This window comes from Halovibrio salipaludis (assembly GCF_002286965.1).
Taxonomy (GTDB): Bacteria; Pseudomonadota; Gammaproteobacteria; order Pseudomonadales; family Oleiphilaceae; genus Halospina; species Halospina salipaludis.
In genome coordinates this window covers 210,079-221,331 of record NZ_NSKD01000002.1, presented here as the reverse complement: position 1 = coordinate 221,331, position 11,253 = coordinate 210,079, and the positions used below count along the sequence as shown (strand labels likewise).

The window sequence follows — 11,253 nt, the reverse complement described above, 5'->3', positions numbered from 1 at the left end:
ACTAAACCTATGGCGGTACGCGTCCGGAATGCAAGGGGATTGCCGATTCAGGCAAGCCCCGCTTCCAGCCAGGCGACCCATTGGCGGATGGCGGCGGCTCCGGCTTCCTGCCCCGCCTCCAGCAGCACAGCCCGTTCGCGCGCCTCGGCGTCCAGAGGTTCACGGGCATCCAGGTACCCTTCCCGGTCCAGCCATTCTTCCAGCTGGTCCGTCTTGTCGCCCCGGAAACGGGCCACCTGCCCCTCCCGCAGGGCGTCCACCAGTGCCCGGGGATCGCCCTCAAGCTGCTCCGCCAGCGCTGCCACGGGCTCGATGAAATTGTCGCTGACCGCACCCGAGGCTTCCAGGGCATTGCGATCCACCGGCTGCCCGCGGCCCTGCTGCCAGGCGGCCACCCAGGCCCGGGCAACGCGCCCCCGCGCGAGCAGCTCCCGGCGCTGCTCCGCCTCCGGAACCGCGCCTGCACCAGCGGGCCGGGCAAGCAGGTTCTCGAGCCGGCCCACCGTATCCACGCGCCAGTCCTGGAGCAGGTGATGGGCCAGCGGGAGATCGTCACGCAGCAGGTGGAACAGGTGGATGGCACCAGCGCCCTGGCGGGGACGGATCGCCGGAACCTGGAGGCGCGCGGCCCAGTCCTCGGGCGCCAGGCCCTCCGGAGCGGGCACTGTGGCCGGCGGATCCAGCTCGTACCGGTCCGGTTCCGGGGTCGCGGTGCCGCTGCGCAGTGCCTGGAGGTCCCGATGGGTGACGCTCCAGCCGAGCGCCTCTTCCCAGCGCACCCTGTCCGCCGGCTCAGCGGAGAGGTAGATCACCTGCCGGCCCTCGTCCCGGACGAGCGTACGCAGGCTGGCCGCGATGGCGCGGAAGCGTTCCGGGTCCGAGGTGGTCAGGACCTCGTCCAGGAACAGCGGCAACGGCTCGCAGCCCTGCTCCAGCTCCCGCACCCAGGCCAGCCGCACGGCCATCAGCAACTGCATGTGGGTGCCGGTGGAGAGCTCGTCCAGTGCCTGCTCGCGTTCCCGGTCCCGGTCGCGCACGCGGAACCGGCCCTGCTCATCCATGCCCAGCTCGTAGCGGTGGTGGGTGAAGCGGGCAAAGCGCTCGCGGGCATCCGCCAGTACCGCGGGCTCGCGCTCGGTGCGGTGGGCTTGTTCCACATCCGCCAGCAGGAAGCGACCGGCTTCCGCCATCATGGTAGTGTCGTAGGCATCGGCCAGGGCCTCGCGCGCCCGGTCCCGTTCGAACCGGGCGGTTTCCAGGGCGCGGTCCCGGCCGGCCTCATCCAGCCGCGTCGCCAGGCGGCTGCGTTCTTCCACCCACTGGTCATAGGCCTCAGCTTGCTGCTGGAACCGGCTCAGCCGGGCTTCAAGGCCGGCGCGATCATCCGCCTCCACCAGCGCCACCAGTTCATCGATGGTCTCGATGCCGGCCGCCTGCTGCTGTTCAGCGCGCGCTTCCGTCTTCAGGGCCGCACACAGCTCCTGGTGGCGGGGTAGCTGCTCACAGAGTGCGTCCAGTCGGGAACGCTCCCCATCCGGCAGATCCAGTTTCCGGTACAAGGCCGCAATGGCATCTACCTGCTCGCGGTGATCAGCCTCAACTTCCTCCCGCCGCGCCTGTAACCGGGCAAGGGCCTGGTCGGCACTGGTTACGGTGTCGGCCCGGCGCCCCAGGTCCTCAAAGCCTGCCCGGAGCCCGGCGGTCGTGGTGTCGTCCGGCAGCAGCCCGTAACGCTCAAGCAGGGTGCGGACGGGCGCGCGCTCCGCTTCAACCTGTTCATCCAGGCGGGCCAGGCGCTGTTCCAGGCGCGCCCTTTCAGTGCGGGCCTGGTCCAGTTCCGCCGCCAGTGCCAGGAAACGGGCCGCGCTCTCGCCGATCAGGGTGGGCTCGAAGCCCACGGCCTCCGCCAGTGCCTGCTTGTTGCCCTCCAGCTGGGAATGCTCCTCCTGCAGCTTTTCGATCTCTTCCGAGAGACGCCGCGCCTGCCGGGCTGACTCCTGCTGGTAGTCCGCCCGCGCCAGCGCGGTTTCCAGTTCGCGCAGGCGGTCGCTGACCGGTTCCGGTTGCCAGTTCTCCAGCGTAACGCCCTCCTCTTCCGCACGCCGGCGGGCCTCGCGGGCACTGGTGACCAGCGAGACACACTGCTGGGCAGACCAGCCAGCGGCTACCAGGGCGACCATCGCCGGTGCCCAGGCCAGGGGCAGGCCGTAGAACAGGCCGGCCATGGCGGCGAGTGCCGCGGCAACCAGGGCCACGGCACTGCCGGCAAACAGGCCACGCCGCCGGGCCGGTTCAAGCTGGCGCAACCAGCGCCGCAGCTCATTGATGCGGCGGCGCAGCGGCTCCGGATCTTCCACCTCCGTATTCGCGTGGTCCTGCCGGGCCTCCAGCTCCTGGAGCCGGAGCCGGACGGCACGCAGCTGTTCAGCCAGTTCACCAGCCTGGTTAACCGCCTCCGGTGTGGGCTCGGGGGCCCGGCCTTCCGGGGGCTGCAGCGCCGCGACGGCCCGGGATTCACGGGCCCCTGCCTCATCCAGCCGCTCCTGGATGCTGGCCCGCTCCGCCGCCTTACGGTCCATCTCTTCCAGGTGCTGACGGGCTGATGCCAGCTCAGATGCCTCCGGAACCGGGTCGCCCAGCCCAGCTGCTCTTTTTTCCTCCCGGGCCTCGTCCTGCTGGCGACGGTTATCACGAAGCTGTTCGGCCAGACGGTCCCGGTACCCTTCCAGTTCGTCCAGCCGCTCCCTTTCATTCCCGTGCAGGCGCTCCATGGCTTCCGGGAAGGTTGCCAGCTCGCTTTCCAGCTCCCGCCGGCGCTGGCGGGCCGCGAGCCATTCCAGGGCCTGTTGGGTCCGGGTTACTTCGGTGCGGGCCGTGCGTGCGGCCTCGATGCGCTCATCCAGCTCCGTCAGCCGGTCGCGCTCACGCTCCAGTGCGGCGTACTCACGCCGGCACTCCGCCAGTGCCTTCTCCTTACGCTGCAGCGTGCTGGATTCGGAACGGCCCTGGCGTGCCTTGATTTCGAACAGCGGGTCCTGGCGCACCATCGTCAGGTCAAAGCCGCCGGCCAGTTCCCGCTGCAGCTGTTCCAGGATGGCAGTCTCCGTACTGCCGGCCTGGAGCAGGTCACCCATTGAGAGCCAGTAGCAGCGCAGGAAGTCCCCGGGCGGCAGTTCGGGCGCGTCCGTGGACTGGCCGTTGCGCTGCCAGACCACCTGCTGGCCGCTGCGGGTCACCACCAGGGTGTCATCGCCGGCCTGGAAGCGGGCCTCAAGCGTGAGGGCCCCGTTACGGGGCACCGCGTCCTGTGCAACCAGGTGACGCAGGGCACGCACCAGGCTGCTCTTGCCCGAGGCGTTGGGGCCGGTGACCAGGGTGAAGCCGGTGTCGAAGCCGTCCACGTGCAGGCGCTCACTGAAGCCCGGCAGGTGGGTGATGGTCAGTTCGCGCAGCTTCATGCGGCCCCCTTCTCCTGCTCGAGCAGGCGTTCCAGCGCTGCCATGCCCGCCCTGCGGAGCCAGTCGACCACGTCGCTCTCATCCGGCTCACCGTCGCTCACGGCCTGCCACTGGGTGTTCGCCGCCTGGGCCCGCAGTTGCTGGCGGGCAGACTGGAGAAGTGCCTGGCGTTGCGGGTCGTCCGGGGCCTGTTCCAGCAGCTGCAGACGCCGGGCCAGCAGACCGACCGGATCGGCGCGGCGCGCCAGGACGGCAAGGTCGATGGTCGGCTGGATGTCGTAGCGCAGGGTCTCCACGAAATAGTGGATCCGGCCACTGCCGGCATGAAGAGTGTCCAGCGATTCCCGCGCCATCAACTGCGCAACCCCGGTACCCAGATCCGTCCGGCCGGTGAATGCCACCCGCAAGGCCGCCGCCTCTGGGGGGCGGTGATGGGCGGACAGGCTCTCATCCAGCTCGCCAACGGCGGCCAGCAGCCGGTCACGGGCGTCTTCCGCGGCCTCGATGCCGGTGAGGTCCACGGACACGGACGTCCAGTGCAACGGGGCGATCCGCCACTGGGTAACGGCCTGGAGGCCACGCCCGTCCAGCTCGAACAGCCAGGGGCCGCGCGGTCCCGCTTCCCCCGGATCCAGCCCCGTGGCGGACCCGAGATAGCCACTGGGCTCGACGGTACTCAGGGAGTCAGGCTTATGGATATGACCCAGCAGCCAGCCATCGAGACCTGCGGCTGTCAGCTCGGCACTGGTCACGGGCGCGTAGGGGCTGGCCGCCTGGTCCCGGTCCGCGTGCAGTACGCCCAGGTTAATCCCCGGTCCCCGCGTCAGCCTCACGCCCCGGAGCGGACTTTCCGGGACACGCGCCGTCGGGAAGGACCAGCCATGGAGCGTCAGTTCCGTATCACCGGCCGCCAGCGTGAGCTGTTCCCATTCACCACCCCGCCCCAGCAGTTCAAAGCCGGTGAGCTGGTCCGCCAGTCTCGGCAGCACCCGCACGTCATGGTTGCCCACCACACCCAGGATCCGGATGCCCCCATCCAGCAGGCGTTTCACTCCGGCGGACAGCTCCCGGTAGGCCTCGAAGAAATCATCCTCATCCTCGACCACATCCCCGGCCAGCACCACGGCATCCACGCCCTGTTCCAGCGCCTGGTCCACGATCCGGCGCCAGGCCCCGGCGGTCCCTAGCTCGGCGGAACGCCCGGCAAGTTCTTCCGGAAGGCGGCTCGGGCGGGCCCCCAGGTGCAGGTCACCGACGGCGAGAAAGGAGAACGTCATTCAGGGAAAGCTCCAGTCGGTTGTTCAGGTTCATCATCACGGCTGTGACCCGCGACACACAGCGCCGCTGCCAATCGCCTTGCCGGCGGCCCTCATCCTGCTAATCTCCAGTCAACAAATCAATCATACCCAGGGATATCCATGAACACGGAACGCTTCCACTACTCCCCAACCGCCCTGCGGACCGGCTACAACGCCATGCTCATCGGGCTCGGCGCCGTCGTCATAGGCGGATTGGCCGCCTCCTTTGGTCTAAGGGCCGCAGCGAGTGACCAGGGCCTCTGGCAGGCGCTGGCCTATGACAGCGACGGCGAGCTCAATCTCCAGCTCCTGATGCTGCCACCGCTCCTGCTCCTCACGCTGGCGGGGGTCATCCTGGTCAGGATGGGGCGCATTGAACTGGATGATCATGGCATCCGCATCAGCATGCCCCGGCTTTCCGGAGCCGGCCTGGTGGGCATCGCGACCGGCGATCACTGGGTCCCGTGGGAGCAGATCCGGGGCATACACACGGAAGTCCCGGACGCCGGCCAGCTCAGCCATGCCCTGGGGCGTGCACGCCTGCTGATCGAGACGGAAGGCGGGACCCTGAAGGTTTCGCCCTTCAATTATGTGCGCAAGGGCGGTCCGGACCACCGGCTGAGCACCCGGGATATGCTGAAAAAACCGGAAAAGGGTTATGCCCGGACCCTCGTCGATTCCGCCCCGCTTGTGACGTCACTCAGGGAGCGCGGTTACCTGAAGGAAGCGCCACCGGAAGGTGGAGAGGCCGTGGAAACGGTTCCCGGGAGCCGGCAGTACGACCTGCTCCATCATAAGGGCATGATCGCCCAACTGGTACTCCTGGCCGCGCTCGGCGGCTATGCGCTCACGGACTTCCTTTTCCTGACCGAGTACCGGATGGTGGGCGCGATTCCAATCCTGCCGTTTGCCGCCAGCGGGCTTATTGCCACCGCCCTTGCACTACCACTGGGTCGTGGCGCGCCGGTCACCGAGAGACTCGGGGTCGCCGTCCTGGTGGTTGCCGCCGCGCTGGCCGCGACCTACCCCGGGCTGATGCGGCACGCCCTGGAATCCACGCCCCAACCTGACACCCTCGTCTATGAAGCCCGTGAAACGGCATTGTTCCAGCACCCGGACGCGCCGGAACTGGATTTCCGCGGCCGGAACCTGGATGAGTTCTGGTCACAGGTTGCACCCGGTGAGGAGTACAGCTTCCGTATCCACTCGGCGGATACCGGGGCACAGGTGCTGGACCTAAGACCGGTCCACGCCCAGACCCGAATGTTCTACCAGACCCGGGATGCGGACTGAGCGTATCGGCGAAGACCGTCATCCCTTCAGTTACCCGCCCTGCCCGGTTACAGTACCGCCATGGCGAACAGTGGCTTTGCAGCAATCCGGCGCCAGTATGGTTTCCGCAGTATCGGCATCGGCAACTGGGTGACCGCGGAGGAACAACAGCGGGCCGCTGGCCGGTTCGCCGCCGCCCTGGAAGACCTTAAGGCGATTCTGGGCGGCCCGGAATCGCTTATCTCCCTGCGAGGCAGTCTGTCGCTGGAATACGGGATCGGCGGTCAGCGTGGTGTTTCCGCACACTACACACCCGCCAAACGCAGCCTGTCCCTGGCCAAGAACGCCGGCGCAGGCAGCCTGGCCCACGAATGGTTCCATGCCCTCGACCATTACCTCGCGGCACACGCCTTCAGGAGCGCCCCGACGGACTGCTTCGCCAGCGCTGCCTGGCTGAAGGAACTCCCCCCGGTGGAGCACCCGCTGAACAGCCTGCTGTTCCAGTGCTTCCGCCGGATACTGGTCAGCGAGGACGGCCAGGAGCCGAGTGCTCTGTTCCAGGCCTCCGCCCGGATGGACCGGAAGCTCGGAGCCCACTATTACAGCCGCCCCGAGGAAATGGGCGCACGGGCCTTCGAGGCCTTTGTGCAGGATGCGCCGGTCAGCAGCCCCTTTCTCGTCCGCGGCACCCGCCAGTCCGACGAGGCGCGCGCTGGGCTGTACCCGCAGGGCCCTCAGAGACAGACCATCAACCAGGCCTTCCACGCGTACTTTACCCGGCTGGGCAACGCCCTGCTCCGGGAATCAGGCAATGCAACCGCCTGAACTGGACGGGCTGAGGGCCGGCACTGTAACGTTGCGCCGCCACCCAGCCCCGCAGCTGACATTCACCCCGATGAGGAGACAAACACCAATGGCACGCATCCCCTACGCTGAAAAGGGCCAGGAAGCGGAAGGCGCGACCCCGGTCTATGAACAGTTGGAGCAGGCCATGGGCCTGGTGCCGAACGTCGTCAAGCTGCTCGGACACTCCGGCCCGGCGACCCAGGGGATCGGCACCCTGCTCGACATCTACTTCGGCCAGCTCTCGATCACCGACCGTGTGCGCGAGATCGCATACCTGACCGTGGCGCGCCTGAACGGGTGTGACTACTGTCAGGGGCATCACGTGCCGGCAGCCCGCCAGGCCGGGCTTCTGGACATGCAGATTGAGGATCTGGGTGAAGACGGTTTCGACAGCGGTGAGTTCTCGGAGCCGGAACGGGCGGTCATCCGCTTTGCCTACGAGACCACCCGGGACGTGAAGGCTTCCGATGAAGCCATGGAGGAACTGAAAGCACACTTCTCCAATCAGGCGATCGCAGAGATCACCTTCGTGGTCGCCTCCGGCAACTTCATACAGCGTGTGGGTAAAAACCTGGGCGTTGAACTCGAAGGCTGAGAACAGGGGCAGGCCCTGACCTGCCCCTGAAGCACTCAGAGTGCGCCCGAATTGACCGAGGCAAGCATCTTCCCGACAGCGTCATAGGCAGGATCCGGCCGCCAGTTCCGGTTCGAGCCAAGGTAGCTCCGCGGATCCAGCTCGATGAGGCCGATCAGCACTTCCGCGACGATCCGGGCGCCCACTGGTCCGAGCCCCTCGCCGGCGTCCGCTTGCCCACCGTAACGACCACGGCCGATCACTTCCGCTTCCATCAGCACGTAGAACCAGAGCGGTACACCGGCGGTTATGTCATCGTTCGAGCGTTCCCGGACCCTGTTCATGACATGCTCGATCTCCGACTCAGGACGCTCCATGGCCTGCGCGACGGCCTCGCCCGCCGGCAGCCGGAAGCTGTTGCCCCGGAGCAGGTTGCGGGTCGCCAGCGAGCGCACACCGTCCGCGGGAACAAACGGTAGTTCCAGCAGTTCCGGGGCCATGCTGGCGTTGAGTCGGTCGGCGCGCTGGACCTGGCGGCCTTCGGGCGTGTCGAAGAGTTCATGCCAGTCCACAATGGCCCGCTGATCCGCCAGTGGTGAAAAACCGCCGCCCAGCACACTGCCGAAGAACTCGAACGCCGTACCGCCCTTCTGGGTCTGGATCGTCATGGGCACCATGGAATGCCCGAAGCGGTAGGCTGCAACGGCGAACTCCACCGGGATATAGGGGGTGCTGCAACGATAGAACCGGCGACCGTGGGCGAGGATATCCGCCACCACGAGGTCACCGCACATGAGCGGAAGGAACTCATTCACCACCGCCCACTGGTAGTGCCAGACGACGGACTGACCGGCCGCCTCGAGCAGCGATTCATGAACAAGCTCCGGGTCCTCCGCGTGCAAAGCCTCACACTGCTGGTTATGGAACCGGATGAAGGCCAGCTGCATCTGGCTGATGATCCGGTTTTCGTCGTTCCTCGGATCCCCGATGGTCGCCGCACCGGACGCCACACGTGCCAGGTCGTCCGCACTGAGCGGATCCCCTCCCGCACTGTCAGCACCGGTAACCAGCTTGGCATTGAGGAACGGATCGGACTGGGGACCCTGGTGGTACAGGTAGGGCTGAACTTCAGGCCCGGCGCCGTAAACGGAGTCCAGGTCAAGCGTGGGCGAGCGCGTGTTCTCGGTCGACGCAGCCTGATTCACTCTGTCGAAACTGGATTCCGTGTCCAGCGTGATGTCGTGGTCAATGAACTGGCCGAAAATCACCATCCCTGCGGGGACGGAATGGGTACGTGCGGCATTGCCACCCGAATCCATCGGACCACCCGCGGCGCCGAGACCTTCCAGGACGCCGGGGTCCGTATAGGCACCGGGCAGCTCGGGAAACAGTCGCCCGAAACGATCCTCGCTGATGGGGTGATTGGGGGATTGGCAATGCTCTGACAGCCCCTTCAGAGGCTGCAGGCCGTGATGATGGGTCATGGCGTTCCTTCCCTGATGTGGAACATGGATGAGTCAGTTCCGCGACTCCCTTCACCGATACCGGCACTTCCAACCACAGCCGGGACCACCCCGTACTCAAGGGGACACCCACGGGAACCACCGATTGCATTCTACAACCGTTCAGGGAGCGTAGCGCGAACAGGGGAACGCAACAACCGTCTCGCAGGGCGAGCAGCTTTGCAGGCTCAAAAGGCTGGACTACGCCAGTGCGACTGGCTGACTCTGGAGGATAAAAATGGTCGGCGTGGCAGGATTCGAACCTGCGACCCCTTCCTCCCGAAAGCAAAATTGACCCCCTAAAACCAATCACCTATAAGCCATAAACGTCTGATAACAGGGGTTTAGAAACCGCCCCTGTTTTTTGTTGTTCGCATTTTTCCGCCCTTTTGTGTTACGTTTGCATTACGCATTACGAACTTGCGACCCCTTCCACCCAACTAAAGGGGGCCGCTTGAACGGAACCACAGACCCATGCCAGGGGGACAAATGGGACGCAGAAAAGACGACCGCGAATGCTCGCTAACCGACGCTCAGGCGGAGAAGTTCGACCGGGAAGCATCCGAGAACAAAACGCTGTGGTGTGACCGCCCGACCGGCCTGCACCTGATGAAGCGCAAGCGGGGCAGCACCTGGCGGTATCGCTATCTGGATGAAACCGGAAAGCCCCGGATCGTTGCCGTGGGCAAGCTGAAGGAACTGAAGCCGGAACAGGCGGCGGCTATCGTCAAAAAATGGCGCGAGGATGACGCCAACCCAATCGACGACCGCAAACAGCAGCGCCAGGAAGCACTCAGCGCCGCACAGCAGGCCGAACGCCGCACCCTGCGCAACTACCTAGAAACGTTTTACCGCCGCCACATGGAGGCGTGGAAGCCGGAGAACGCGAAGAATACCGAGCAGCGTATCCGCAACCATTTTTCCGAGTTTCTGGACAGGGATATGGCGACCCTGAGCAAGCAGGATATACGGGACTGGCAGACGCGTATTGAGGAACTAGGCCGCGCATACTCTACCCTCCGGCGCACCTATGGCGACCTGAAAACCCTACTCAATCAGGCTGTAGAGGATGAGGTATTGGATGCGTCCCCGCTGGCATCCGTGAAGCTGCGTTCCCCGAAGATGACGGAACAGGAACGCGAGGACAGGATAGAAAAGGCTAAGGAAGCCGAGCGGCGGATGCTGACCGATGACGAGATCCGCAGCATCCTAGCCGGGCTGGAGGCTTTCGCAGAGGAAATCCGAGCGGAGCGGCGCAGTAGCCGCGCCCACGGGAAAAGCTACCTTCCCGACCTGGACGCGGTGAACCACCCGCATTGGTTCATCCCCATGACCCATATGGCCCTTCATACCGGCCTACGCCCCGGCGACCTTAGAACCCTGACGTGGGATGAACTGAAAATCCGCTTTGGTCGCCTCCGCAAAGTGACCGAGAAAAGCAAGGTGGCATTGCGGCGGGCCAATCAGGAACCGGCCATTGTGGATATGAAGCTGAACAGCACCATTCAGAAGATCATGGCCGATTGGTGGCAGGATCAAGGCCGCCCGGATACCGGGCTGGTGTTCCCCTCGCCCCGCACCGGGAACCAGCTCGACAAGCACGCCGCCCGCAAACCCTGGAAGCGGGTGAAGGATCTAGCCGGGCTGGGTGATCTGGACTTTTACTGTTTCCGGCATCACTTCATATCCGCCCAACTGGCGGCGGGCGTCCCCATGCTGACCGTGGCGAAAATGGCCGGGCATAAGGATGTCGCCATGATCCAGAAGCACTACGGCCACATATGCGAACAGCAGTCGGATGATGCTGTGGACGTGGTGGGCGCGACAATCACCAGAGCGGCTAAGGGGGCGGCGCTATGAAAGGCCACGGGTTTGACTACGACACGCAAAGAATGCGGCGAGAGTTTGCACGACTTCTGGAGGCTAATCCCGAAGCGTTCAAGACGTGCGTAGAAGAATACCAAAGGCGGGGGGATGAGGCTTTCCCGCCACCAGAAAGGACAGGTGGCAGCCCGAAAACGCCAGAGCAAATGCTGGTATTACTGCTAGCAGATTATCGCTCCCGGCAAAAAGGAGAAACCCGCGCGGCTTGGATTGCCAGGAAAGCCGAGGAAGGGATACCCGCAAAAACTCGCTTTGATTCAAAGAACTGGCAAACTTATGACGCGATTGAAGCCGCCATTAAGACGGCAGAGAAGCGATACAAGCAAGATGCCGACTTCGCCCATGATGTTGATTTCTACCAATGGGCTTTGCGGGTTTTAGAGGACTAAAGCCCAACCTTTTTTACCCTGACCACGCCC

At 65.2% G+C, this 11,253-nt stretch carries 8 protein-coding genes; 5 read left to right on the top strand and 3 right to left on the bottom strand.

Annotation, left to right across the window (positions count from 1 at the left end; translation table 11 throughout):
• Positions 1–47: 47 nt before the first annotated feature.
• Both CK501_RS05805 and CK501_RS05800 read right to left on the bottom strand, forming a co-directional pair.
• The gene (locus CK501_RS05805) at positions 48–3,458 is read right to left on the bottom strand and encodes an AAA family ATPase (protein WP_095616802.1); all 3,411 of its coding nucleotides are present in this window, start codon (positions 3,456–3,458) and stop codon (positions 48–50) included.
• On the bottom strand, positions 3,455–4,735 hold the full coding sequence (locus CK501_RS05800; RefSeq protein ID WP_095616801.1) for a metallophosphoesterase: 1,281 nt from the start codon (positions 4,733–4,735) through the stop codon (positions 3,455–3,457). Before CK501_RS05800 ends, CK501_RS05805 begins: the two co-directional genes overlap by 4 nt.
• 141 nt (positions 4,736–4,876) lie before the next feature.
• Between CK501_RS05800 and CK501_RS05795 the strand changes: the two genes are divergently transcribed.
• The 3 genes from CK501_RS05795 to CK501_RS05785 all read left to right on the top strand — a co-directional run bounded on the left by CK501_RS05795 (position 4,877) and on the right by CK501_RS05785 (position 7,469).
• Positions 4,877–6,049 carry a hypothetical protein gene (locus CK501_RS05795; RefSeq protein WP_095616800.1) on the top strand — a complete coding sequence of 391 codons (1,173 nt, stop codon included), beginning with the start codon at positions 4,877–4,879 and terminating at the stop codon, positions 6,047–6,049.
• Between the two features lie 60 nt (positions 6,050–6,109).
• On the top strand, positions 6,110–6,853 hold the full coding sequence (locus CK501_RS05790; protein ID WP_095616799.1) for a CLCA_X family protein: 744 nt from the start codon (positions 6,110–6,112) through the stop codon (positions 6,851–6,853).
• 88 nt (positions 6,854–6,941) lie between these two features.
• Positions 6,942–7,469 (top strand): carboxymuconolactone decarboxylase family protein, encoded by a 528-nt coding sequence (locus tag CK501_RS05785; protein WP_158223058.1) that lies wholly within the window; start codon positions 6,942–6,944, stop codon positions 7,467–7,469.
• 35 nt (positions 7,470–7,504) lie between these two features.
• Here CK501_RS05785 and CK501_RS05780 read toward each other — a convergent pair whose 3' ends face one another.
• Positions 7,505–8,932: a peroxidase family protein gene (locus CK501_RS05780; protein ID WP_095616797.1), complete on the bottom strand. Its 1,428-nt coding sequence runs from the start codon at positions 8,930–8,932 to the stop codon at positions 7,505–7,507.
• Between the two features lie 507 nt (positions 8,933–9,439).
• On the opposite strand from CK501_RS05780, the gene CK501_RS05775 reads away from it, so the two are divergent.
• Both CK501_RS05775 and CK501_RS05770 read left to right on the top strand, forming a co-directional pair.
• Positions 9,440–10,810: a tyrosine-type recombinase/integrase gene (locus CK501_RS05775; RefSeq protein WP_158223057.1), complete on the top strand. Its 1,371-nt coding sequence runs from the start codon at positions 9,440–9,442 to the stop codon at positions 10,808–10,810.
• Positions 10,807–11,223, top strand: a complete 417-nt coding sequence (locus CK501_RS05770) for a hypothetical protein (RefSeq protein ID WP_095616795.1) — start codon at positions 10,807–10,809, stop codon at positions 11,221–11,223. The genes CK501_RS05775 and CK501_RS05770 overlap by 4 nt, the downstream gene beginning before the upstream one ends.
• The last annotated feature ends 30 nt before the right edge of the window (positions 11,224–11,253 follow it).